This window comes from Pseudotabrizicola algicola, from assembly GCF_010915705.1.
GTDB classification, from domain to species: Bacteria; Pseudomonadota; Alphaproteobacteria; order Rhodobacterales; family Rhodobacteraceae; genus Pseudotabrizicola; species Pseudotabrizicola algicola.
This window is the reverse complement of sequence record NZ_JAAIKE010000003.1, coordinates 58,217-84,569: the sequence shown is the minus strand read 5'-3', so window position 1 is coordinate 84,569 and position 26,353 is coordinate 58,217. Positions and strand designations below refer to the sequence as shown.

The following is a 26,353-nucleotide window of genomic DNA, read 5'->3' as shown; positions in this document are numbered from 1 at the left end:
GCCCGCAAGATGTGCACGCTTTTCACCCCTTCGCACGGCGGGAATGCCGCACATCGGGTAACGGATCAGCCGACGCGGAAACTGGCGCTTACAGATATGAAACCTCTGGGAATGTAAGATTCAGCTTAGAGACACCCACTTGCACCCTGATTTTAACTCGGCCCGCAAAACAGACGGCACCGAAGGGACGTTCACGCGCGGCGAAAGCCGTATTCTGGTCCATCTTGCGCGCCATGCGACCCGCTGCACCGGTGAAACACATTGCGCTCTACGCTCTGGCTGGCTCAGAAGTTCGGTCCAGACATCGGCACCTGCCTCGACTTTGATCCGAACAGCCGGGCAGGCGTGGCGCGGTGCAGATCACGCAACCCAGGCTGCACCGACAGCCCGCCTTCAGGCGGGGCGACAAGGTCGGGGTTGCCGGATGGAACCTGGCAGTTACCATAACACAACCCTCAAGCAACGAGTGAGCCGTGCCAAGATCAGAGATCGACACAAGGTATCGTGCGCTGCTGGCCGAGATCGAGGCAACGCTGCACGACCCGGGCGGCGCGGCCCGCTTGGCAGGACATCTGCAGGATTTGCCTGACCTGTTGCAGGGCTTGCGTGAGGCGCCGCAGGACAGCAGGCGGATCGAGATTATGGTCGACCGATCCGGGCATATTGTCAGCCAGAACGCGGCAGCGGCCCAAAGGCTCGGGCTGCACCCCGGCGATCATCTGGGCAGTATCGCCATGTCGCCCGAGGCAGCACAGCGGTTCATGAAAGGGCAGGACGGCACCGGAATACCCCTTCTGGTGGCCGAGCCCGCTGGCGGGACGATATTCTTTTTCGGTCAGGCAGTCGAAAAAGACGGCCCGATCCTGCTGACCCAAGTGCAGCGCGGCATTGATGCCAGCATCCGCGCACGGCTGGCTGACTCTCTCGGACTGATCACCTCGGAAGGACAGCTGCTGAAGGGGCTGATGGAGGGCAAGCCAATACAGGTGATCGCCCGTGAGCTGGGCCGCACGGAAGGGACAGTGCGGCAGCAGTTGAAATCGATCATGTCAAAGATGGGCGTGCACTCGCAACAGCAGCTAATCTCGACCGCCTATGCGCTGTCGCTGATGTATGAGCAGGCGCGTCCATCGACCTCGCCGCTTGCAGTCGATCTGCAAGGCGCGACGCTGCACAAGGGACGCTACGGTCTGGTGGGTCTGCATGCTTTCGGTCCGGCTGACGGGGTGCCGGTGCTGATGCTGCATGGCGCGCTGTTCGGCATTGGCGCCCTGCCGGGCCTGCGCGAGGCGGCTCAGACGATTGGTCTCCGCATCCTTGCTCCGGAACGGCCGGGCTATGGCCACACTGCTCCTTGTGAGGACGGGAATCCGGTCGGATTGGCCGTGCGACAAGCTACCGACATCTTGGATCACTACGGCCTGCAGCAGGTGGTGGTGCTGGCCCATGACATCGGCACCCGCTTTGCCGCACAGTTTGCACTGGAGGCACCAACCCGCGTGGCTGCCGTGATTGCAGCGCCCGCCACTCCACCCATGCAGACTTGGGCACAGACCGCCGACATGCCCACGCGCCACAGGGTCAATGCATGGGCCGCGCAGCATCTGCCGGGGCTGATGGACAAGATCGTGGCCTTGGGGCTGGCGCAGATCGCGCGCAATGGCATCGAGGTGATCCCGCGGCTCGTGTTCGACGGGTGCGATTTCGATCAGGCGATCTTGCGGCAGCCGGCAGCGAGCGCCGTTCTGCAAGAGGCGTTTCATCTCGCTTGGGCGCAACAGGGTGTCGGATTTCGCGCCGACATGCGCCTGACCAATGAGGACTGGCAAGACAGGGCGCGACGCATTAGCACCCCCTTCCTGTGTCTGCATGGCACGGAAAGCCGCACCGTCAGTCAGAACGCGGTCGAGGCACTTGCGCGGACGCTGCCCAACGGGCGGTTCCGTCTGGTCGAAGGGGCCGGACACAGCCTGCCAGTCAGCCATCCGGCGCTGCTCTTGCGCGCCGCCCTTGCCGCTGGGCAAGCGGCGGGTCTGGGCGGCGATGAATTCGGCTTCCCCCGCAACGCGTGACTACCAGATGGGAGTATTCCGCGGCTCTGTCCTTCAAGTACGGATGGACATCCTCGACAATCCGGATCCGTCCCATGCTCCACAGCCTGACCCGTTCTGCCCTTGGCCTTGCCCTTATCGCCCTTCCGGCACATGCCGAAACGATCCCTGTATTCACTCCAGATGACGAGGGCCGTCCCTTCGTGGATGTCTATGCCTCGGGCCTTTATTCGGCCAACTGTGTCGAGGGCGCGGGCTGCACCTGCGCCGCTGTGCCGCTAGACCGCGACGAATTGGCCGTAGTTCTTGGGCTGGAGGCGGTTTCCGCCGATACGAAGGGTATCTGGGACAGCCCGGCCAGCGCGCAAAGCCTGACCGACGAAACCGCCGAGGCGCTGCATGCGCGGTTTGGCGGATCGGGCCATTGCCCGCAGACCGCTCTGGTGCCGGAGGATGGGCGATGGCGCGATGGCAAGCCATTCGACATCCAGATTCAGTGTGGACCGATGGGCGACATGCTCCGTCAACTCTGGACCGAAGAAAAGCTTGTCACAGCGACGATCACCTGGAACGGCGTTTTTTCGGGCGAAACGATTCAGGCCGCCTTCATGGCCGCAGACCCCGATCCAGAATACACACCCCACGCGTTCAAGGATGTTACTCCGGTCGAAACCATTGGCACCGCACAGGCCACTACGGAGATGGGGCAGGTCACCTCGACCGGGCGCATGCTGCTTTTGACGCCCGGCCTGTTCTCGGTGAACTGGGTCGTTCAGGGGACGACCGAGATTGGCCCCTGCAATTGGTCGACAACGCATCTGGTGACACGGATCGGACCGTAGATCCGGACACCCTCAACCCATTGATTAAAAATCAAATATTACTTCCAGGAATTGTAAAGGACCGACCATGAGGACTTCATTTGCAGCAATTGCGATAGTGGCGGCCCTTTCGGCCCCAACGGCCGGGGCTGATGCGGTCACCGATGCCTTGGCCGCTGCACAAGCTGCCTATGCCAGTGGTCAATTGGGGCAGACAGCGGCTCAATTGACCAATGCCACCCGTGCAGTTCAGACCATTCAACAGGAGCGTTTGGCCAGCGCCCTTCCGCAGCCCGCCGAGGGATGGAGCATGACCAGAGGCGAAAGCTCTGTGGATGCTGCGGGCTTCCTTGGAGGCATGATCGGCATCGTGGCGGATGCCACCTACAGCCACAACGATGGCCGCAGCTTCACCATCACGCTGACCGCCGATAGCCCTGCGGTGGCCGGCATGGCGGGGATCTTGGGCAACCCGCAGATGATGGCCATGATGGGAAAGGTCGTCAGGGTTGGCACGATCGACGTGCTTGACCAGAACGGTTCGCTGTCGGCTCTGGTCGCGAGCAGGGTTCTCTTGCAGGCGCAGGGTGCCGATGCTGCGGACATGTCGGCAGTGCTTGCTACGATGGATTTTGCCAGACTCGGCCAATTTGATCAGTGATTGCCTTCAGCACAGGTTCGCCATGACCCTTAAACATCTTTCCGCCTTCTGCGTTGGCCTTTTCTTGGCTGCTCCCGCTTTTGCCCAACTCCCCCGCACCATCATCGTCATGGACGGCTCGGGCTCGATGTGGGGCCAGATTGAAGGCCGCGCCAAGCTGGAGATCGCGCAGGAGACGGTTGCGCAGGTCCTGGGCAACCTTCCCGTCGATCAGGAAATCGGGCTGATGGCCTATGGCCATCGCGAAAGAGGCAATTGCGCCGACATCGAACTGATGGTTTCCCCGGCGCCCGGCACAGGCGCAGAAATCGCGGCGCAGGTGAACAAGATGCGGTTTCAGGGCAAGACGCCGCTGACCGAAGCCGTGCGTCAGGCAGCAGAGGTGCTGCGTTCCGGGGAAGAGGCAGCGACGGTCGTGCTGGTCACCGACGGGCTGGAAACCTGCGAGGCCGACCCCTGCGCCCTCGGGCGCGAGCTGGAGCAGTCGGGTCTGAACTTCACCGCCCATGTCATCGGCTTTGGCCTGACAGAGGAAGAGGGTGCGCAAGTGGCCTGTCTGGCAGATGAAACCGGCGGGCTTTATCTGCAAGCCGCGAACGCCGGCGCGCTGGCCGATGCGCTGACCCGCACGGTCGTCGCCGCGCCCGCACCAGCGCCCGAGCCGCCGCCCCCGCCCGCGCGCACCCATTTCCCGGGCGCGGAGCGGATGCCCAACATCGCGCTGTCACCCACAGGGTTCACCGTCGGCGACCTGACCGGCGATCCCGCGCCCCCCGACTTTGGCGCCGACGGCACCGCCGACCAGTGCGCCGCCGCCTGCGAAGCCGATGGACTCTGCGCGGCCTGGCGCTATGAACCGCCCGGCAGCCTGTTCGTGGCCGAGCCTCGCTGCTTCCTTTACGCCGCGTCCTCCGAGATGGACTACGCTGAAACGAATCCGGGTGAAGGCTGGCAATCGGGCATAAAGGACGGCGTCCTGATGCTGGTGCGCCCCTATGCGCCGACGCGGGAAGCGACCGCCCGCCTGACCGCCCCCGCCTCGGCACCGCAGGGGTCGCGCATCATGGTCGGCTGGGATGGGCCGCGCTCGAGCCATGACTATATCCGCGTGTTTGACGCCAACGGCAACTGGCTGGCCGAGGTGGCCCCGGGCGAGGAAAACCCGGTCGAGTTGCAACTGCCCTGGGCCACGGGCGACTTCACGCTGGCCTATGTGCATGAGACCGAAGCCATCAGCGACTCCAGCCCCCTTGTTCTGACGCAAGCGCCAATGTCGATCACCGCACCCGCCTCGGCGCAGGTGGGACAAGAGGTCACGATCACCTGGGTAGGCCCCGGGGCCCATCTCGACAATATCCAGCTGTTGAACGCCGATACCGGCGAACGCTGGGGTTATGACTATACGGACGGCAAAGACAGCATGGTCTGGACCATGCCCGATGTGGCCGGCACCTACGAGTTTGCCTACTCCTTCCGCGACAGCGAAGTGATCCACACCACCCCGATCACCGTGACGCTGGAACCGGCAGAGGCCGCCCCAGAACCGACAGCCCCGCCTCCGGTGCAGGCTGTGCCCGTGACCTTCACAGGCGAAGGGACCGGGGCCTACCCGCTTTCCATCACATGGTCGGCAACCCCCGCCCCGGGGCAGGACCTGCCTCCCGAAGCCTTCGCGATGAACGAGGGCGTATCTGGCACCGCTGCAGCCGAATTCCTGCCGGGGATCTATGACGTTCTGGGCAGCGCGGGTGACATGGTCTTTGCCGGGCAGGTCACCGTCAGCGCCACCGGCCCCAACGACTTTGTCATCCCCGTGTCGGCAAACCTCGGCCCCGCGGGGCCAGACACCGCCTCGGTCAGCGTCACCATCACCGGCCCCTACATGGGCACCTTCCGCCAATGGGCCGCCATTCCTCTGCCCGATGGCGAGGTTCTGCGCAGCGACGGCGAGATCAACGACGCTTGGACGGTGAATCTGATGCCGGGCCAATGGCTGATCACGGCCACGGCATCGGGGGCCGAAGGCGAAGGGCTGGCAACGGTGGCCGAGATCTCCGGCCCCGGCCCGATCGAGGTTGGCCAACCCACATTTGGCGCAGCGCCCTTCACCGACATCGCGCCATTCCACCGACAATGCATGGGCGCGAACCCCTGCACTTTCCATGACAAGTTCTCCGGCCTGCGCATGGTCTTGTTGCCAGGCTGGCTGATGCAAGACCCCTATCCGCTGACGACCGCAGCCGGCGAGGCCAGCGTGGTCTCCACTCTGTTTGGCACCACAGGCACGGGCGACAGGCCGCTCGCGGCGCTGAACCCCCGGCAGTGGGATACGACGCTTGGCCCTTGCGAGGACACGGCGGCCGGCCAGTTGTGCCGCATGGCCGACATGCCGGGCGATGCACTGACGGGCTTTCGCTCCCTCGCGGCGACCCTGCGGGTGACGGGCGCAGCCCGGCCGCAGACCCCGCTCATCGAGGGCACGCCCCTGGACCTTGACGCCGACACCGCCACCACATTGCGAAACCGCCTGTTGGGACAACCTTGATGAAGCGCATTCTTCTTGCCCTGTTCACCCTGCCCGCCCCCGCACTTGCGGAAGACGCCATCATCTTCGCCGATTGCGGCGCCGCCGGTTGCACCTGCCACATCAGCGCCATCTCGGCCGACGAGATCGCGCTGGTCACCGGCCAGCCCACCCCGGTGGATGCCGCGCAACAGACGCTGGTGCTGCATGACGGCCAATTCACCTGGAGCCGCACCCCTCGCGACGATCTTGACCTGGCCTTGGGGGGCGACGGGGTCTGTGAGATCGAGGTCTTCAACGAGATCATCCCGCAGGACGGCATATGGGAAGGCACGGTCGAGGTGACCGGCATCAGCGGCTGTCATCCGCAGGTGGCCGCCATGGTGCCCCCGATGGTCGAGGGGATGCGACAGACCCAGCGGATCGCATGGGGCGGCGTCTTCGATCCTGCGCGGCTGGCCACGGGCGGGCAGAGCCCGGTGGTGCAATGGACGCGCGTCAGGTCTGACTATTTCACCGGCACGGTGCCGATGGAGCCGAACCCCGTTCTGGACGTGTCCGTCGATGCCACCGCAACCCTGCTCGCCCCGGAGCAGGCCGCAGCCACGCTGACCATTCGCTTCGAGCCTGTTTCGGCGGCGGACGGGGGCGCCCTCGCTTTGATCGGAATGAACGGATGCGAAGCAAACGCTGCCTATGCCTTCCGCCGAACCGCAGACTGATGTCGGCATCCCGCATGACGATGGCGAGCGCGGCAGGCGCAGGTCAGGAAGTCCGGCCAGATGACCTTGACGACGCGCGGACCCCTCTCACGGTTTGCAAGCAAACCGTGAGGGGGCAACGGATGCTTGCGCAATGTACCACAATTGCCGGCATGCGGTTTGGCAGAGCGCTTGGCGGCCCAATCCTCGGCGCTCGCGGCATAAAGATCCCCCAGATCGTTCTGTGACCCGCTGGGCTCTTCGGCATGGATCTCTGCCATAGCGGTTTCCAGATCTTCCAGCGCCAGCTCGAACTGGTCCGGATCGCTCTTCTTCGATTTCCGACCGAAGATCGCCTGCTTGAAGGCCGTGACCTGCGTTTCCATTCGTGCAATCCGTCCTTACGCTTGTCGCGCGCATCCACGGCGATCAGCATCGCCTTCAGCACAGCAATTTCTTCAAGTGTCCGCCTTCACCCATGCCGACGCGCCACCTCGTTGACCGTGACACCGGGCATCAGCGTCTTCACCTCCATGCGTCGCTTCGCCTTGTCAGACCACCGCCGCTTGGCCGTCGGAACCGCCAGAAGCTCCACAAATCCATCGGCCTCCATCCTGCGCTCCCGATGGACTCCTACTGACGCCTCCCGTGCAAATCTCCACACGAAGCCGCATCGCAGCTTAAGGAGTCAGCAGGAAGGTGGGGGCGGAACGGCGGTTACCGTCTCCCGATGGCGCGGCCGTGTCAGGTTGGACAGATCCGATGTCATGGACGGAGCAATCGTCGCGCATCATGCCGACTGGCACCACGTGTTTGACTATGCCGGTCGCCGATCAGGACCGGATTACCCCACAACGCATGGCGAAATCTGCTTTCCGCGGAGATCGACGGGTTCACGCCTGTCAGGGGCGCGCTGCCCTTGGCCCGCCATGTATATGTGCCAGAAGTGCTGAATTCGTGGGCAAGCCGGCCGCGATGGCGCGGTTGGCCGCCGCAAGCCCGGGCGGCAGGTTGGTTCCCGGGCCCCGGTTTAGCCCGGCCGGGCGCCAGCCCGATCCCAGCAGGATGAATTCGTAGTTCAGCTCGTTGAACGGCGAATAGCGCAGCGAGAAATCCGAGAAGCGCGGCGGACGCACATTCCAGATCTCGAGAAGATGCGCCAGCCGGTCGGTCAGCCGCTGTGGCGCGCTGGCATCGCGCCAGAACACGGTGTCGCGCCGCCCTGCTACGACAAAATGCAGCAGTATGAAATCGAGGATGTCGTCATGCACCTCAGCCAGCAACTGATTGTGGCGCCGAGCCAAGGCGGGGTTTGCCGCATGGGCAGGGCTAGGCGGGAACATTTCGCACAGCACGCGAGACGCATAGTCGGCAAGGTAGAGCCCTGTGGATTCCAGCGGCTCCAGAAATCCCGCCGCCAACCCGATGGCCACCACGTTACCTGTCCACGGGGCCACCTGCCGCCCGACCCGAAACCGCAGGTGGCGCGCCGTCAGGCCCGCTGCGGCTGCACCCTCCTCGGCGCGCAGTTCGGCCTCGGCATCCTCTCCCGAAATATGGGCCGAAGAATAGACATACCCCCTGCCCCGCCGCGTCATCAGGCCGATATCCCAACACCAGCCCGATCCGAGTGCGCGGGCCCGCGTGAAGGGGGCGGGGGTGAAGCGTTCGGGGTCTTCGGGGACGCGAAAGGCCACGGCCCGGTCGCACAGCAGATGTGCCGACTGGTCTACCCAGCCGCCGGGTTCGTTCGCCTGCGGCGACAACAGCGCCCGGAAGCCGGTGCAGTCGATGTAGAGGTCGGCCATGATGCGCTGTCCACCGCGCAGCGCCAGTCCGGTCACCAAGCCACCTGCATCGCGATGCACCTGATCGACATGGTCACGCAGATGCCTCACGCCGCGCGCGACGCAATGGGCGGCCAGCGCATCGGCAAACATTTCTGCATCCATGTGATAGGCATAGGGTACCGCGCCTTGGTAGTCGGCCCCGTCCAGACCGCGTGGTGCGAGACCCGCAGAGATCAGTCCGGGCTGGGCGCTGGCAAAGCTATCGAAGGGTGACGCACCATCGCCCTCCAGCCAACGGGCTGCCGCCATCTGCATGTCAGGGGTGAGGTGGCGGTGAAACGGGTGCAGATAGCGGCTGCCCGGCGCGGACCAGTCGTCAAAGCGGATGGCGTGCTTGAAACTGGCTTCACAGGCGCGCATGAACTTGGCCTCGGCTATGCCGAAGCCGCGCAACATGTCGCGCATGGTGGGAATCGTCGCCTCTCCGACCCCGATCCGGGGGGTATCGGGAGACTCGACAAGCGTGATGTCCACACGCCCCGGCCCCGAGCCGTTTAACCGGCTCTGCAATGTCGCGGCGGCGATCCATCCTGCCGAACCGCCACCGACGACAATCACCCGCATGGGCGGTCAGACCCCCGCTTCGGCCGGGGTCTGTGCCGCTTCGTCGCGTATACTGGGGGCAGCGGCTTCGGCGATGCGGCGGGCCATCGGCGTGAGGTTGTTGAGAGATTGCAGATGCACATAGCACAGCTCCAACTCATCGGTGCGGGCCATTTCGGCCAGAACATCCGCCGGCAGTTCCTTCAGCTTGGCGCGGTCCACCGTGAAGAACCCGGCAAGCGACGCGGTCTGCCCCCCGGGCAGCGTGAACTGGGCTTGCGCAGGTTGCAGCAGGCCATGCTTGAGAAGGCGGTCCCCGAACATCTGCGTGCGTTCGAACAGGGCCTGATACTCACGCGTGAATGTCAGCATGTTGGTAAGGAACTGCGTACGGTTGCCGTCTGCATCGAACATGCGTTCTCCGCGACCGTCCTTGTTGAAGCCTTCGAATTCCTCGTCGATGCACAGGGTAAAGGTCTGGCCATCATCCGAGCGGGCAAAGACGAAGGGATAGCGGCGCAGGAAAGCGGGGATATACCCGCCGGTCCACGCGCCCGCCGCATTGACGTGGCCGTTTTCGTTCTCGCGCATTCCAAGGATCACGCTGGGAAACACTGTCTTGTCATCGCCGGCAAAAACGATGGCGTAATCCTGTGCCGCCGAGAGAAACTCTGCGGCAAGCAGCGGCACCGAATTCACATTCTGGGCAAATCCATAGCTTGTTCCCATCTTGACGGACCATTCGCGATGCCGTTCGGACGAAATCGGCACGGCGCGTTCGTAGATCATCAGTTGCTTGGCCATTCGATGGGCTCCTTTCAGTGGTTTAGATGAGTTAAGTATCAATCTGGACAACAGACCCCGGCATTTCTATGGCGGCACAGCGCCACGGATGGGCGCCGTCGGGGTCGGTATCGGTGTCAGTTCATGCGTCTCGGGGCCGAAGCGCTCGATATAGGCGGTGTTCAGTCCCAGACATTCGGTTGATCCGCAGGTGTCGCGGTGAGGGCACTGGTGGAACCCGTTCCGGTCAAACTCTGTCCAGAAGGCAGGGTCGATCACCAGCATCGGTTGTGCATTGACCAGCGCATCACCCAGATCCGCCAGCAGGCATTCGGGGAAATTCTTGACTTCGACGAAGCGCCCCAGCGCCCGTGCCGCCAAAATCGCCGCGCGAAGATGGGGCAGGATATCGGCGTGGCGTGCCATCAGGCCCTTGTCATCGCGTTCAGCCATCGGCCAGTAAGTCCAGAACTCCATCTGGACCAGACGCTTCAGATGGGCCAGATGCGCCACGATGGCGGGCAGTTCGGCATAGCTGAGCGTGGTGACCACGGTGTTGGTCAGCAGGCGGACATCGGGATCAGCATCGAGAATCTCCATGCCGGCCATCATCTTGTCCCACGCGCCCGCAACGGCGGTGATACGGTCATGGCTGTCGCGGCCCGCCCCGGCGACCGAGACGAAGTATTCGTTCACCCCTGCATCGAGCAGGCGGCGCGCATAACCGGGGCGCGCCAGGTGCATTCCATGCGTCTGGATGCGGACACGGGAAAACCCGGCGGCACGGGCGCGCTCTGCCAGATCGGGCAGATCGCGCCGAAGGGTTATTTCCGACCCGGTCAGCACCAACCCGTCCCACCGGCGGTTGGCGCGCTGTTCGGACAGGATGCGCGCGAACACCTCGTCCGAGGCGGGTTGCAAGCGGTCCATCGTGCCCTCGATCATACAATGCACGCAGGCCAGATTGCAGCGGAATTCCATCGTCACCGACACATAGCGGTCGTGATCGCGCAGCGACAGGCGGGGCCGGCTGCCTTGGAGCGCGGCGGGCGTCGTGACACCTGCGCGCACGCCCGGCAGGTCAAGGGCCAGCCGAGCGGCCAGTGCCGCGTCCGGGATCAGATCAGAGGAGCCCATAAAAGCTTCCTTTCATCAAGCGTATCCCGCCGGTTGGTGCAGGCAGGTAATCATACCCCACATCGAACAGCAAATGGTCGAACCGCTCTCGGTTCTCGCGCAAAAAGGTGCGGATCGGCGCAGGAAACGCCAGCCTGTCCAGAAATGTCGACAACAGACCGGCGCGGATGCGTGAAAAATACAGCCCATCGTTGTGGCGCTTGTTCGCCACCACAATGGTTTGCGCAGAGTCCATTTCGGGCCACAGGATATCTTCTATCCGAAGCCGCCGCAGCGGCACATGGGCATTTGAAACGATCTTTTCGCGGATGTCATCAAAATGTGCTTTGGCATCGAAAAAGAAATAGAAATTCCGCATCTCCATGCCCGTCTGAGACAGGCCGTAGCAGATGCCCGAAGACACGGCGCTTCCCGGATTGCCGATGTAGAGGTCGATCTGGTCAATAGGTTTGCCGCCGTCGATGTGGCGCGCATCCACCTCGACCGAGAACATGAAATAGGGGTGGTCATCGGCATTGGGCGGGGTCAGTTGAAGCAGGCCCTTGGTGGCGCGGCGGAAGGCAGCGATGTCAAAGCTGCGCTGCATGCGGGCGTAGTCGTAGAAATAGAACTCCCATGACAGTCGGTCACCGGCCCATTTCACGCCCCAGACCGTAGAGAACGGCCCGACCGCCGTGCGGAGCGCGTCGCAGAGCGCGAGCATCCGGTCCGAAAGGCCCGCCACCACGAAGGACTGATAGAGCAGCGCCGAGGATTGCCACGCCCCCGGCCCCGGCGCGGCGGGCGGGTCATAGGGCCACTGGCAATAATCCAGCGCCGGGTCCTGCGGCGTGGCGGGCAGGATGCGGCTTTCAAGCGCCCAGCCCGTCATCGCCCTTGCCCCTCTGGCCAGAGCTGGTGCGCGCCGTGATAGACCGTGGCAAAGGGCTGGCCATCTCGTGCCACACCGGCGGCAATATGGCCCAGACGATCCTCGGCATGGATGCGCAGATAGCCTTCGGCACCGGCAGCCCCGCCCATCAGCGCCAAGAGCGCAGGCGCCGCCGCACCAAGGGTCAGCGCGCGGTCGGACAGGTTGAGGTCGAACGACCGACGGGGGCTGCCCGGCTCCAGCACCTCGAGCAGGGTCAGCGTGTCAGACAGGGGCGCAGAGTCCGCCATCAGCGCCAGAAACGCATCCTGCGCGGCCGCGTCCGGCAACGCCTCGGCCACCAGCGCGCGCCGGGCGGCGGGTGGCAGCGCATCGCGGGTCAGGTAATGCGACATCGACCAATGGGCGGGGTCCTCGCGCCGCCATTTCAGGGCCAGAAACACCATGTCCGGCGCGGGCTGCGAGGCCACATCGAATTCCAGGTAGCACTTCATAACGGTCTGGCCAGATCCTTCCGGTTCAAAGCCGAAATGCACGGAATGGGCCGCGGATTGATGGGCATCGATCATCGCTATGCCCTCGGGAGGCGCCCCGAGACGGGCGCAGATGCCACGCAGCACGCGGCTCGGCCCCGGCCCCAGAGCAAGACGCGGCATCGACAGCAAGAACCGTCCGCGTCGCAGTCGCCCGCCGATAGCCTTGGCCGACAGCTCCGCGATCCATGGCCGCTCGCAGCCGTCAAGCGCGGCGAACAGGTCGACCGCGCCCGGTGTGGGGGGAATGATATCCAGCCGGATCGTCATTCCATCTGCCCGGAAAAGGCCAGCAGGCCGCCAAGGTTTCGGTCCACTTCCAGCAGGTCGTGGCGCATACGAGCGTGCAGGCGCTCGATCTGGCGCTGGCGCCGGCGGATGAACACGCCCGCCGCGCGCGGCCCGAGCGCCAGCGCCAGCGATGCAGCGCCACGCCATAGCCGCGCGCCATTCCCGCGCATCAACTCGTCTTCCAGCGACAGAAAGGCCTCGACCCGGCCCGGATCGCCCTGACGGCCGCAGCGTCCCTCCAACTGGCGGTCCACGCGGCGGCTGTCATGGCGTTCGGTCAGGATGACGTGCAGCCCGCCGAACGCAGCCACCCCTGCCCCCAGTTTGATATCGGTGCCACGTCCGGCGATGTTGGTGGCCACCGTGACAGCACCTGCCTGACCCGCGCGTGCGACAATCTCTGCCTCGTCGGCGTCCTGCGCTGCCGAAAGCACCTGATGCGGGATGCCCAGCGTCGCAAGCCGCGCGCTGGCGGTTTCCGAGGCCGCAACCGACCGCGTGCCCAGAAGGACGGGCGCGCCCTGCGCATGCAAGTCAGCCACACGCTCCGCAATCGCGCGCCATTTCGCATCTTCGTCGCGCAGCACGCGGTCGGGAGCAAAGCGGCGGATATCGGGGCGGTTGGTGGGAATGCGGGCCACCCGAAGGCCATAGACCGACCACAGTTCCCACCCCGCGTCACGGGCGGTGCCGGTCATGCCCGCCAGTCGCGCATAACGGCGGAAGAACCGCTGATAGGTAATTCGCGACAGGGTTTCGCGCGGATCGGTCAGCTCGACGCCTTCCTTCAGTTCGACCATCTGGTGCAGCCCTTCGGACCAGCTCCGGTCGGCCATCACCCTGCCGGTGTTCTCGTCGACGATCTGCACCTTTCCGTCCCGCAGGATGTAATCTTCGTCGCGATGAAAGACATGGAGCGCGGTCAGCGCCTGCACCACAGCATGCTCGCGGATCACCCTGATGCCAAAGCCCGAAGCATCTGGCTCGGCCTCGGCCATATCCTCCAGCCGGTCTTTCCCGAGGTCGGTCAGTTCCACACGGCGTTCGTTGGCCTTGACGCGGTAGTCGGTGGTTTCGGTCAGGTCCAGCGCCGCCCCCATTGCCCGGCGCAGCATCGCGGTGTCGCGACCAAGGCCCGCGACTGATTGACCGGAAATGATGAGCGGGGTGCGCGCCTCGTCGATCAGCACGCTGTCGGCCTCGTCGATGATGGCGCAGTGCAGGCCCCGCATCCGCAGGGGGCCGCGCTTGACGCCCGCAATCCTGCCAAGCTTGCGTCGCAGGTTGCCGGGGTCGCGCCGCAGCACCATGCGGTCACGCAGATAATCAAAGGCTATTTCCTTGTTCGACGCATGCACGATGTCAGCTTGGTAGATCGCCTGACGCTCGGCCTCGGATTGGCCTGCCTGCACCACACCGACCGTAAGCCCCAGAAAGGTGTAAAGCGGGCGCATCAGTTCGGCGTCGCGGTGGGCCAGATAGTCGTTGACCGTGATCACATGAACGGGCGTGCCGCCCAGAGCCATCGTGGCGGCGGCAAGGGTGGCGCAAAGCGTTTTGCCCTCACCGGTCCGCATTTCCGCCACCATGCCTTGCATCATGGCCCAGGCGCCGGTCAGTTGCACGTCAAAGTGGCGCATGCCAAGCTGGCGGCCCGCGACCTCACGCACCAGCGCAAAGGCGGGGCCGATGGCTGCGGCGCGGGGCCGCCCCCTGGCCAGCGCGGCGCGCAGCGCGGGACGCAGCATGGCGGCGCGCTGCTGCAAGGCCGCGTCCTCCAACACGGCCATTTCGGCGGCATGGTGCCTGACCTGCGGCAGGATGGCGCGCAACCGCCAGCCGCGCAAACCTGTGCCCTGCGACATCCACAGCCCCGAGGCGCGCTGCCACCAGCGATCAAGTGCCTTGTCTTCGACATCCGGGCGCTCGGCATAGTCCTGCACCTGCGGCAAACGCAGCAACGGGCTGGCGGCGTGGAAGGCGAGATCAGACATTGAACTGCCTCAGGAACAACTGACGCAGTCCGCGCCAGACACGAAAGCCCATCGGTTCGGGCCCATGATCGAACCGCACCAGCGCGCGTTCGCCGATCAGCGCCGCCGGAGACGCGCCGGTGGGGGTCACATCGAAAAGAAACAGGCTTTGCAGCGTGCGCCGCTGCTGCGCATCCGCCGGATCAAGCGCAATAGTGCCGCCACCCCTTGTCGACAGCGCAGGTGACGGCACCTGCGGCAACCCTTCGGGCGAGGCGGCGACGATGCGCGCGGGTATCACGGTGGCAAGGTCACGCTGCAGGCGGATCTGAACCGACGCGGCACTGTCGCGCACCAGTTCGGCGCTGTCCTGCGGCACGGCAACCCGCAGCCGCATTTCCGTGCCTGACTGCAGATAACCGAGGATCGTGCCGCGTCGTACCAGTTGCCCCTGCAAGTCTTGAGGCAGAGGGATCACCAGATTGCCCGCAGCGGCCGCGCGCAGATCGAGGGCGGCGGCGCGTTCGTCATAAAACCGCAGTCGCTCCTGCAGATGGGTCACCTGTTCGCGCATCAGGTTGGTCTGCACCGGATCAATCGCTGTCACGCTGTTCAGACGCAGTTGCATTTCGGCCAGCCGCGTTTCTGCCAGCCGACGTTCCGCATCGAGGATCGGGTCCTCAAGACGAAGGAGCACCTCTCCGGCCTGCACCAGACCATCCTGCCGCAGCACGTCCGCCACAAAGCCATCGGTCGCGGCGCGCAGGATTTCATGATCGTCCAGCCAGACCACCCCGTCGGCAACGGTGGTATGCGGCACCGGCACCGCAAACAGCAGGGCGGCCACCCCCCCCACGCCCGACAGCGTCAGCCCAATCGCCCGCAGGCGCAGACCGCGCAGATCGTGAGACGTGAACAGGTATTTGAGTCCCTTCCACAGCGGCATCACGAACACATTGGCCAGCGCCCAAAGCGCCAGCAACACGCCGATGAAAAAGAACTTGGACGCGATGAACAGCGCGATGGCGATGGAAATCGACACCCGATAGACGAAACTGGTCACGGAATAGACGAAAAACCACCCGCGTTCCCCTGGGGCGGTGACCGGGTTTTTCGCGGTTTTCACGCCCAGCAGATAACGCTGGACGAGATACCAGAAATACGTGTTGGACCGCTGGCCAAGGTTGGGAACCTCGATCAGGTCGGTCATCACGAAGTATCCGTCAAAGCGCAAAAGAGGGTTGCCGTTGAACAGAAGGGTCGACACCCCGCCGATCAGCATGACGTTGAAGGCAAAGGCGCGTGCCAGCCCCGGTTCGGCATTGAGCCAGAAGATCATCGCCGCAGCCGCAAGCGCCAGTTCCACCATGATGCCCGCCCCGCCGACAATCGCGCGGCGCCATTTGCTGGCAAACGCCGCCGAGGACGAGGCATCGACATAGGGAACCGGGATCAGCACCAGAAACATCAGCCCGATTTCGTGAACATCGCCTCCCCAGACCTTGGCGGCATACGCGTGACCAAGTTCGTGCACCGCCTTGATCAACGGAAAAGCAAGCGCGATCAGCACAAGGTTATCGGCGCTCAGCACCCGGTCGGTCACGTCTTCGGTCAGGGCCTGCCAGTGCATGACGGCAAGCACCGTGCCGGTCAGCACCAGAGCCAGCCATGCCAGAAACCCCCAAACGGTGAAAAGCGGCCGCACAAGGCCCACCGTTGCGCCCAGAAAGCTGTCGGGGTCGAACAACGGCAGGCGCAGTGCCAACGGGTTGCGCAGGCGCGCCAGCATCGACTTGCGTTCCTGATCGTGGTGACGACGCCCCATTTCGGCGATGTCGGGCGGCAGATCGCCCGCGATCAGATCGGCGCTGTGCAACTGCGCCAGAAGGCGGATCACCTCGGACTGCGTGGGCGGTTCGTCGGGGAACCGGTCGCAAGCGATGCGCCACAATTCCTCGAGCGGGCGGCGGCCATCCATCAGGCTTATAATCAGATTTCCAGCCGGACTTATGCGGTGATACTTGCCGCTGTGCTGGTCCTGCACGATGTGCCATGTCTGGCCCCGGAACCGCTGCCGGTGGATTTCCACATGGCTGCGAAGGCGGGGGCGCAGGGGCGCGGCGCGATACCAGTCGGCGGACAGGAAGGAATCGGCCATCGCGCTTCCCTATTCCAGACCGAGCCAGCGCCAAGCCCAGATGCGAAGCCAGTCCACCATGGGCTGCGTCCAGATGCCAATCAGTCGCCGTTCTGCGATGTCGATCTTGGCCACGCCGTCCATGCCCGACAGAAGGTCGGGCACAGGGGTGGTCAGTTCGGCCTCGACGCGGAAAGTGGTGGCACCATCGCCGTATTCGGCCATCGGAGTGACCTTGCGCACCACCAGCGGAAAGCTGCGATCGGGAAGCGCTGTCACCACCAGCGCACCAGTCTGTCCGGGAGCCACATCGGCGATCCGGCGTTCATCCACCTTGAGCTTGATGCGGTATTGGCCTTCGGGCGCGACCGTCAGCAATCCGTCACCACGCCCCACCGCCCCGCCGATGGACTGCGACAGATCCCCCGAGGTGACGATGCCATCAAAGGGCGCAAGAATGCGGGTGCGTTCCAGTTGCTTGTCGATCAGGGCGATCTGGGCTTCCGACTGGTCGATCTGGCTGCTCCGGACAGCCGCTTCGGCACGGTCGCGCGCGGCAGTTGCGCGGTCGAATTCGATGCGCTGGCGCTGTAGTTCGGTGGCGTGGCGCAAGCGTTCCAGCGCCAGTTCGCGGTCTTCCAGCCGTACCAGCAACTGGCCCGCCGTCACCGTGTCACCTGCACGGACCGGCGCTTCGGCGATGAAGCCATCGAACGGGGCCGACACGATGCGCTGCACCGCGCCTTCGACCACCGCATTCGCAGCGACGCGGTCGACGTCACGGGCATACCAGAAAAACGCCGATAGCGCCGCGACCGCGATCAGGAACGCCTTGCGCCCCAGATGGCCCGGCCCGACGATCCGCCCGAAATGGGCCAGCGTAACATCGACAGCCTTGGTAATCAGGTAGCGGTCGTTGCGACGCTTTTCCTCCAGCACCGGGGCAAGCACGGTGGCCACCGCTTCGAGCAGTTGCACCTCGTCTTCGGAAAAGGGCCGTGCCTCGGGGCGCTCGAAGGTGATGGCGCCGACAAACCTGTCGATGGCGTAAAGCGGTGCGGTGAACACATGGCCGACGCCGTTGGTCTCGGCAAAACGGGCATGGCGGTGGGTGGCCATCGGCTGGTCGGCGCTGTTGTCGGGCCAAAGGATCACGCCTCGCTGGTCCACCGCCTCGTCCATCGCGGCGGCGATGTCGCGCACCACGGTCATCCGCTTTCCGAACTGGGCGGAATGCGAGATGGCCACGACGCGCGTGCGCCCCAGACGGCGAAAGCCGATGGACACACGGTCGCACGCAAAGCGGGTGGCCAGATCGGTGGCGGCGGCCCTTGCAGCGGTGGCAATGTCTTCGCGTTCCGCCACCGCAACCACTGCGTGGAGCGCACTGACCGCCTGTTCATAGCGCCGCCCCTGCGCCTGCGCCTGATCGCGGCGCAGGGCGTCGCGCATCCAAGCGGCCCCCCATTGCAGCCGCCGCATCGCGGCGCGCAGGTCGGCCTGCGTGCGCGGGGCGAATTCCAGCCCGACCGCCCCGGCGACGACTCCGTCCAGCGTCACCGGTGCTGCGATGGCAACTATGGCACCAGTCGGTTGACCGTCATCATTCAATCCGCCGCGCACGACGCCTCGGTCGGATTGAAGCGCGGTTTCTGCCGCCTCGGCCAAGGCACTGCCGGGCAGCCGTGCCTCGGGCCAGCTTGCAACAGCACGCAGGCGACCGCCCGGCCCGTCCGGCAGATAGACGGCGGTGCCTTCGGCATCATCCAGCATGCCGAACATCAGCGGGGCCCATGCCTGCGCCACCGCGCGCGGAGTGTCGGCCGCCATCAACCGCTTCCAGAAGCCCTGCTCGAGGGGAATCACCCTTGGCGCGGCTGCGGTCTCGGAGGCGCCGTCTGAATCAGAGGTGATTTCGGTGGTGGTCACTGGTCATCCACCTTGAGCACGCCGTGGCGTGCCTCGTATTCCCGCAGAACACCGGTCAGAATCTGGTGCATGCGCTTGGCTGCATAGGGAGTCATGATCAGCCGGTTGGTCAGGTCCACACGCATCGGTGAAACGCGGTTGGCGTCCCACGTGCGGTTCGTTCCGAAAAAGAACTCGATCTGCTCGCGCGTGCCCTGAATATTGACCACATTTGCAAAGGTGGTCTGCATCGCCTCGTCGTTCCACTCCACGGTGGATGTCCTTTTGTCGGACCTTGCACCTGTGGAAACCTCTTTCCCGTCTGACATTCCTGCTCCTCTCGGGATACACCGGGCGGCTGCAACCGTCCGGTGCATCGGTTACTTTTTCGCGCCCGCCCGTGCCGCCGGTGCCTTGACATCGGCCACGAACAGCCAGTCGTCCGGCTCTTCGTCCGTAAGCCGCGCAGCGTTGTCCACTATGTCGTCAACCACCCACAAGGCGCCGTGACGATCTATGAAAGCGAACAGCGAGCCGTCGGCATCCAGCAATTCATGCACGGTCTCCACGGGCGCATCGGGATGCTGGGCTTGGCGGGACTGGGCGACGAACCGGTCTTCCTCGGAATTGTAGACATAGCTCGTGGTCGAGGCGTTCCCGCCTGCCGTCTTGCGCAGGCTGACGACGATCTCGTTCGATTTGATCGCGGTCAGGATGCGCGTGCTGTCAGGGCGGGTCATGGTGGCGCTGATCGGGCTGGTCTGCGGCGCTGCCGATTGCGTCATGGTCCCGAGCGGGAAGCTGAGCACACCGGCCCCGAAACCATAGTCCGCAGTGGGCGAGCGGGCATCGTTGCGTTCGCCGGGGGCGGCACTGACGCGGACATCGCGCTGGGCGCTACCATTGCCGGGCTGCGGATCGCGCGGGGCGCCGGTCTGGTCGCGCCAATGCGCATCCTGCTGCACAACGATGCCCAATTCGCCGTGGGGTTCTCCCATGCGTGCCGCGCTTGTCCGCGTGTCGGCAGCGCGGGTCGGGTCGGCACCATCGCTCCGGCCAAGCGCATACCAGAACTCCACCGCGCCGGGGGCGAGCAGGCGGTTCACCGTGGGTGCCCCGAAGGGCGAGAACGGCACGTAGTAGCTGTTGAACTCGCCCGTCCAGTCATGCAGCCGGTCACCGCCGGTGTTGGCGATCAGCACGTCACGGCCAGCACCGCCCAGCACATAGTCTTCGTAGCTGACATCGGTGTCGGTGCCTTGGTTGGTGCCGCCTGCGGTCAGCAGGTTGTCGTCGGCATTCAGCCAATCGTCGCCATAGCCGCCATAGATGCGGTCGCGCCCTGTGCCGCCCATGATGGCGTCATGCCCCATCCCGCCGAACAGCGCATCATCGCCGTCAGTGGTTCTGCCGGTGGCAGACCGCGGGTCCACCGGGCCTTCGGTGTGGTCGAAGTTCAGGAAGAACTGCCCCCCCCCGGCAAAGACGATGCGCGACAGCGGATCGTTGGCGTTGAAATGCGCAAGTTTGCCGGTCACCGGATCATACTGCAGCAGCCCGCCCGGATTGGAGGCGACCTCGAAACTGACGATGGTGCCATTCCATGCGCGGGGCAAGGCAGACAGCGGCAGCGCCTCGGCGCCGGAAATCGCATCGTCCCCGGCCCCGCCATGCAGTGAATCGTCGCCCAGCCCGCCGAAGATCACATCGTCGGCATAACGCGGCCGGAAATACGGGTTCTGCGTGCCGTCCAGATAATAGGGCGTCAGGTTGACCGTCTTTTTCAGCTGCTGGTCGACATCGATCACATAGCGGAAGTTGAAGTTGTTGGGTCCGGTGATCAGGACGTTCACAGCACCAAGCGCGGCGATGCCATGCAGCGCCTCGCCATACTGGGTCGAGTTGCGGCTGGTCATGATCCGGCCATCGTCCCCGATGGCACCGTCATTGCCGGTGCCGCCGAACAGGATGTCGTGGCCCCAACCGCCAATCAGATCGTCGTTCTGGGCGTCGCCATAGAGGATATCATTACCGGTCATGCCATAGAGCGAGTCGTCACCTCTTTCGCCGTGGATCTCGTCTCCGGCGCCGGCGTCGTTCAGCGCAGCGGCGCTGAAATCCGGCCCGCCTTCGGTATAGTCGCGCAGGATGACCGCGCGCGGCACGATACGTTCGCCACCGTAATTGTCGTAGTTGAAGGTCAGGTAACCGCCCGAGAAAACTCCGTTGATCCCGACGAGCCGCACGATGTCGCCATTGTCACCGGCGATCACGTCAGCATCCCGGCCATGGGCATCCGGTCCGGACCCGCCCATATCGTTGCGCCCGATCGCTGTGCCCGACCCGCCAAACAGCATGTCAGACCCATCGGGGCGCATCGAGGCAGGACCGGTCAGTCCGGCGAACATGGTCGACGACCCGCCGACGATGTCATCCTGGCCAAGGTTGCCGAAGATCACGTCGTTCCCGCCATTCCCCTCGATGTAATCGTGGCCATCCGTCCCAACGCCAGCCCAGTCGTCGACAGAGCCGCGCATCACCAGAAGTCCGGCTGCATCGCGGTAGGCGCGCACGCCCGCCGCTTCGAGGTGATCCGGAATGCCGTTGAGATCAAGGTCGATCGAGCCATCGCCCTGCACCGTATCATCACCCATCTGGCCGAAGATCATATCGTGACCTGCGCCCCCGGCGATGTAGTCATCGTCCCACTGCTGCGGGTTGGACGACACGAAGTGGTGGAACAGGGTGATCAGCCGCTGCACCGCACCGTCCGGGTTGGGTTGCGCCGTCGATGTCACCAGCGCCTGCCCGTCGTCGACGCCGGGCGTGGTGCCATAGATCGTGCTGCCCGAAAGCACCCGCATGCGGATATCCGCTTGCGAACCCGAACGGTAGATGCGGCCCGAGTCGCCGAGAATGACATCATTGCCGCGTCCGCCGTCGATCGCATCGCTGCCGTCGACGGCAAGGCCACCGCCTTCGTCCGTCTCGACGTTGTGGCCGCCGATCAGGTCATCATCGCCGTCGCCGCCGAAGATCACGTCATCGCCCTGCTGCCCGAGGATCAGATCGTCGCCCGCGCCGCCATAGATCCAGTCATTCCCTGCTCCGAACCCGGCGCCGGTGTGCAGCGAGCGCACATCGAAGGGCATGGCCCCGACCGTCAGCGGAAGGGCTGCAAGGTCGATGGACCCGAAGACATGGGCATGGTCCCCCATGACAAGGTCGTTCCCCGCCCCGCCATAGATCGTGTCGCCGCCCGTACCGCCGATCAGCAGATCGTTGGCCGCGCCGGACAAGATCAGGTCTGCGCCCCCGTCAAGCGGATCGGTGCTGCGGATCAACTGCGGCAAGGCCGCGGCTGCCGCGGTGACAGGATTTATCCAGCGGATGAACCCGTGATCGCCCAGCACGATGTTGCTGCCTTGCAGCGCGCTGTCGGTGCCGGTCGTGATCATGTCACCCCCTGCCCCGCCAAGCACGATATCGCGGCCCGCGCCGGTGACGATCACATCCGCACCGCCGACAGTCGGGGCGGTTGTCCGCACCTCGCCAATAATCATCGACAGTCCGGCGATCTGCTGGCTGCCCTGCGCGTGGGCGACAACTGCGCCGTTATCGCCCAGCACCACGTTGTCACCCCCGGTGATCGTGATGCGGTCCGCGCCTGCACCGCCCAGCACGACGTCATCGCCCGAGCCGGTCTGGATGATGTCCGCGCCACCCGTGGCCGGGTCAAGCGTTTCGATCACCGCGATGCGGCCCTGACCTGCATTCGAGACAGCGAAGACCACCTGCCCGTTGTCGCCAAGGATGATGTTGTTGCCGGAAGCGGCAGTGATCCGGTCGGCACCAAAGCCGCCGATGATGATGTCGTTGCCCGGCCCGCCAATCACCACATCGGCCCCACCGAGGCCGGGGTTGGTGCTGGTCACCCGCGTGACAAGGCCGGTTGTCGCCAGCCGCATGGTGCCCGCGATCTGGTCGATGCGGCCTAGGTCGGCGATGATGATATCATCGCCCGCCCCGCCGTTGATGCTGTCATTGCCCGGCATCCGCGTATCGGCACTTCTGTGCAGCGGAGCCGGATCGGGGGTGTCGAGCACAGCAAGGTGGCGGGCATAAAGATCGACGACAAAGCCGGCGTCGCCATAGATATGGTCGGCGCCTGCCCCTCCAAAGATGATGTCGTTCCCCGACCCGCCTGCGATGTGGTCGGCACCTTGGCTGCCGTGGATGGTGTCATTGCCAGCGCCGCCATGGATGACCAGACCGAAGCTGCCGGGTGTTGCGAACACCAATGCCGACGCGTCGATCAGGTCGCCTTGAGCGCCGGGGTTGCCCACCGCGTCAAAGGTCAGCGCCGCGCCGTTCGGCACACCGCCGGTGTAGCTGTAGCGCCGCCCTTCGGCATCGGTGTCGCCGTAGATGACAAGGATGGACTCCGGCCCCGCACCGCCGGTCACGATAATGGTGTCAGACCCCGCGCCACCGTGGATCGCGGTCACCGCAGGCGCGATCAGGTTGTCGGAATAGCGGTTGGTGTCTTCCACGGTGAAGTGGTCGTTGCCGCGCCCGAGCAGAACCTCGATCAGTTCGACCCCGCGCATCGCAATGCCCTGTGGATAGGTCACGAGGACCGGGCCGGTGGTGTCGTCGCCTTCGTCGAAGGTGACAGTGCCGGTGCCCATGTTCAGCCCGTTGACCAGCAGCGCGCCGCTGCCATCCGGCAGGGTGGTGTTGCGCATCCAGCCGGGGGCGCCGGTGACGTCGGTATCGTTGTGGATCACCACACGGTCATCCTGCACCGTCTCGTCCGTCACGATGTCCAGCGCAAAGGGCCCCGGGTCGCGTTCGGTCGGCAGCATGACGGCCGCAAGGATCGTGCGATCCTCGGTCGGGCCGCCATCGATCAGCAGCGGGCCACGGACCTTGCCCGCGATATGTGGCTCGACCGGGAAGGTCTTGGTCACGTAACTGGCAACTGTCGGCACGAAGTCTGGGTCAGCTTCAAGCGTGACCGCCACATCCAGCCACCAGTTGGTTGCATCAAAGGTGATCTGCGCCGCCTCGACTGTCAGGGTCACCGACAGCGCGGCTTCCGACACCACGCTGCCGCCTCCGGCAAGGGTCAGGGTCCGGCCATCATCCGAGATGCTGCCGATCCTCAGGTCGCCATTGTTGCTGGCCGACCCGGCCACGCGCACCGTCTGGCCCGCGGCAAAGCCGTCAGCCCGCCAGTCGCCCGCGGTGCGGACCAGCATGTCCGGCCCGTCGACGACACGCACGAACTGCACCGCAGTCGTCGCCTGCGCCAGTGTCACCAGCGACACGCGGTCCGACGGGACAACTCGGGTCTGGCCATCGTCAAAAATGGTCACGGTCACCGCATCGGTCGGAGCCTTGGTGAGGCGCACCAGATAATCGTCGGTGCTGCCCGGCTGGTCGACGACCAGAGTCCGCCCACCGGTTTCGCGCACCAGAACACCGGCGGTATCGCCGTCGATTACCGTCACATCGATCGTGGCGTCAGCCACGGCGGCAAAGCGGCCGCCGGTGCTGCTGACCGAATGGGTGACGGTAATGCGTTCCTGGTTTTCCGCGATCCCGTCGAGCGGGGCAGACACCGTCACGGTCCGGGCGACGTTCCAGTTGGAGGCGTCGAACACCAGCACGGTGTCGCTGAACAGCAGATCAGAGCCGCCACCCGACAGGGTGACAGTCACAACCTCGCCCGGCGCGGGGGCGCGCGTCAGCACCACATCCCATGTGTCGGAGATGCCGGTGGTCGCATCGCCTTCCAGAACAAGGGTTGCGGTGCCCGAGGGCAGGATGCGAACGCCCGCCTGATCGTTATCAAGCACCTCGACCACGACGTTCTCGACCAATGCGCGATCAAAGGCCGGATCAACCGACATCACCGAATGGCTGATCACCACATTGCGCGAACCTTCGGCGGCGGTGTCATCCACCGCGCGGACAGTGATGGTTTGCGCCTGGTTCCAGTTGGTTTCGTCGAACACCAGCACAATGGCATCGGCGAAATCGACCCCGTTGGCAGAAATCAGCACGGAGTCCGCCCGCAGGCCTTCGACCAGCGCCCCGGCCAGCGCCGTTTCGGTGGTGGCAAAGGCGGTGTCGACGGTGATCTGCGTTGCGGTAATCGAGGTGATGCGGTAGCGCCCGTTGCTGTCACCCGCGCCGGCCAGGACGATGGTCTGGCCCTCCTCGAACCCTTCGGAAAGCCAGCTTCCGCCAGTCCGGCTCAGGGTGGTGCCGCCGGCAGCAAAGCCGATGGTCGTGCCAGCCGCCATTGTCGGCACCGCCAGGTTGCGGTCGGCCGCCGACGCGCGGTTGGCAGATACCGTGACATAGACCGGACCGCCGACGGGTGCGGTGGCCAGCACGACGGAATAGATGTCGGACATCGCGCCTTCGCCCACAACCGTGCGCCCCGGTGTGACATCACCTCCCAGACCTTGGTTGATGAGCACCGCGCCCTTGTTCGCGTCGGCAATGATCGTCGAAATGCCCGGTGCGAATACGTTGTCATAGTCAGGATCGCCACTGGTCACCTGATGGGTAACGCCGCCCGTCCGGCCCTCGACATCGGAACTGATCACCCGATCGGTCACGTCGCCGGCAACGATGACCGTATCCGATCCCAGCCCGCCGATCACATGGGTTACCGCACCGGCGGCAGTAGACAGCACATAGAAGGTGTCATCGCCCTCCAGCCCGTCGACAACAAGCTGTTCCTCGGTGTTGCTGATCCGCACATTCAGCCCGGCGCCGAACACGCCGTTTTCCGTGATGACAAACACATCGTCAGCTTCGGTCCCCAGCACGATCACCCGGTCGAACCCGGCGCCGCCGTCGATATCGACCGGAGCGTTGATGTTGTACTGGATCAGGTCGTCGCCCTCGCCCGCACGCACCTCGGTCAGCGCCTCCATCGAGCTGGCGCCCGCGTCCAGCAGGAAGGCCCGGATCAGGAAGCTGTCATTGCCGTTCTCGCCCTCCAGCTTCACCTGTGCGCGGTTGGAATAGACGGTAAATGTATCGTTCCCCTCGCCACCGAAGGCGACAGTGGCATAGCTGACACCGCGCGACAGCCAGCCCCGCGTGGTCAGCACCGCCGAGATGTCGTCACCCGCCGCGATGCCGTTTTGCGCGGCATTGGCATGCACCGGCGCAACCCCGAAGATCTGGCCAAACTGGAAGCTGTCGTTCCCGCGCCCGCCATCCAGCGTCATGATCGCGCTGTTGTCGTCGGCGATGAAGGTATCATCGCCATCATGGCCCAGCACCACGACACGCCCGTTGATGTTGCGGTCATAATTGATCCGCTCGACCGTCTGCGGACGGCTGGCCAGATTGCCCCGGATTTCGGCGTTGGTGCCGTGCAGCAATGCAATGAAATCGGCACGGCTGAGGAAGAAGTCGTTGTCGTCCGTGCCCGAGATTTCCATGTGGTCGGCACCCTGATCCGGCGCGCCGGTATCGCGGACGTCGATGATGTAATCCACCGCCGCACCACCGATCGACCCGTGGGTCTGGATGAACACC

Annotated in this window: 16 protein-coding genes and 1 pseudogene (1 of these 17 only partly in view); 5 read left to right on the top strand and 12 right to left on the bottom strand. The window is 64.8% G+C overall.

Annotated elements, in window-relative coordinates; translation table 11 throughout:
* Positions 1-473 precede the first annotated feature (473 nt).
* The 5 genes from G3572_RS10180 (at position 474) to G3572_RS10160 (ending at position 6,779) form a co-directional block, all read left to right on the top strand.
* Positions 474-2,072: an alpha/beta fold hydrolase gene (locus G3572_RS10180; protein WP_164611427.1), complete on the top strand. Its 1,599-nt coding sequence runs from the start codon at positions 474-476 to the stop codon at positions 2,070-2,072.
* A 74-nt stretch (positions 2,073-2,146) separates the two neighbouring features.
* Complete coding sequence (locus tag G3572_RS10175; RefSeq protein ID WP_164611425.1) at positions 2,147-2,893, top strand: hypothetical protein; 747 nt, start codon at positions 2,147-2,149, stop codon at positions 2,891-2,893.
* Between the two features lie 289 nt (positions 2,894-3,182).
* A complete protein-coding gene (locus G3572_RS10170; RefSeq protein WP_164611423.1) occupies positions 3,183-3,533 on the top strand; it encodes a hypothetical protein in 351 nt (116 codons plus the stop codon).
* Positions 3,534-3,555: 22 nt separating this feature from the next.
* Positions 3,556-6,078, top strand: coding sequence for a VWA domain-containing protein (locus G3572_RS10165; RefSeq protein WP_164611421.1), 2,523 nt, complete (start codon positions 3,556-3,558; stop codon positions 6,076-6,078).
* Positions 6,078-6,779: a hypothetical protein gene (locus tag G3572_RS10160; RefSeq protein ID WP_164611420.1), complete on the top strand. Its 702-nt coding sequence runs from the start codon at positions 6,078-6,080 to the stop codon at positions 6,777-6,779. The genes G3572_RS10165 and G3572_RS10160 overlap by 1 nt, the downstream gene beginning before the upstream one ends.
* On the opposite strand, the pseudogene G3572_RS10155 reads toward G3572_RS10160, so the two are convergent.
* The 12 genes and pseudogenes from G3572_RS10155 to G3572_RS10100 all read right to left on the bottom strand — a co-directional run.
* Positions 6,779-7,194: pseudogene (locus tag G3572_RS10155) on the bottom strand (transposase domain-containing protein); the annotation flags it as partial. The gene G3572_RS10160 and the pseudogene G3572_RS10155 overlap by 1 nt on opposite strands.
* Positions 7,195-7,230: 36 nt before the next feature.
* Entirely contained in the window at positions 7,231-7,371 is a 141-nt protein-coding gene (locus G3572_RS10150) for a transposase (protein WP_164611416.1), read from the bottom strand.
* Between the two features lie 289 nt (positions 7,372-7,660).
* Complete coding sequence (locus tag G3572_RS10145) at positions 7,661-9,172, bottom strand: tryptophan halogenase family protein (RefSeq protein ID WP_164611415.1); 1,512 nt, start codon at positions 9,170-9,172, stop codon at positions 7,661-7,663.
* Positions 9,173-9,178: 6 nt separating this feature from the next.
* Positions 9,179-9,955, bottom strand: coding sequence for a SapC family protein (locus G3572_RS10140; RefSeq protein WP_205518684.1), 777 nt, complete (start codon positions 9,953-9,955; stop codon positions 9,179-9,181).
* Positions 9,956-10,021: 66 nt separating this feature from the next.
* Positions 10,022-11,071, bottom strand: coding sequence for a radical SAM protein (locus G3572_RS10135; protein WP_240335504.1), 1,050 nt, complete (start codon positions 11,069-11,071; stop codon positions 10,022-10,024).
* Positions 11,058-11,942, bottom strand: a complete 885-nt coding sequence (locus tag G3572_RS10130) for a hypothetical protein (RefSeq protein ID WP_164611413.1) — start codon at positions 11,940-11,942, stop codon at positions 11,058-11,060. Before G3572_RS10130 ends, G3572_RS10135 begins: the two co-directional genes overlap by 14 nt.
* Positions 11,939-12,745 (bottom strand): hypothetical protein, encoded by an 807-nt coding sequence (locus G3572_RS10125; protein WP_164611411.1) that lies wholly within the window; start codon positions 12,743-12,745, stop codon positions 11,939-11,941. The genes G3572_RS10130 and G3572_RS10125 overlap by 4 nt, the downstream gene beginning before the upstream one ends.
* On the bottom strand, positions 12,742-14,760 hold the full coding sequence (locus tag G3572_RS10120) for a preprotein translocase subunit SecA (RefSeq protein WP_164611408.1): 2,019 nt from the start codon (positions 14,758-14,760) through the stop codon (positions 12,742-12,744). Before G3572_RS10120 ends, G3572_RS10125 begins: the two co-directional genes overlap by 4 nt.
* On the bottom strand, positions 14,753-16,897 hold the full coding sequence (locus tag G3572_RS10115; protein ID WP_164611406.1) for a PqqD family peptide modification chaperone: 2,145 nt from the start codon (positions 16,895-16,897) through the stop codon (positions 14,753-14,755). Before G3572_RS10115 ends, G3572_RS10120 begins: the two co-directional genes overlap by 8 nt.
* Positions 16,898-16,906: 9 nt before the next feature.
* Positions 16,907-18,805, bottom strand: a complete 1,899-nt coding sequence (locus tag G3572_RS10110; RefSeq protein ID WP_164611404.1) for an efflux RND transporter periplasmic adaptor subunit — start codon at positions 18,803-18,805, stop codon at positions 16,907-16,909.
* Positions 18,802-19,113 carry a DUF3467 domain-containing protein gene (locus G3572_RS10105; protein ID WP_164611402.1) on the bottom strand — a complete coding sequence of 104 codons (312 nt, stop codon included), beginning with the start codon at positions 19,111-19,113 and terminating at the stop codon, positions 18,802-18,804. Before G3572_RS10105 ends, G3572_RS10110 begins: the two co-directional genes overlap by 4 nt.
* A gap of 51 nt (positions 19,114-19,164) precedes the next feature.
* Positions 19,165-26,353, bottom strand: partial view of a calcium-binding protein gene (locus G3572_RS10100; protein WP_164611401.1) — the end only. The gene runs 22,088 nt beyond the window's last position; 7,189 of the gene's 29,277 nt are visible here — the last part of the coding sequence; its start codon lies off the right edge, out of view; its stop codon occupies positions 19,165-19,167.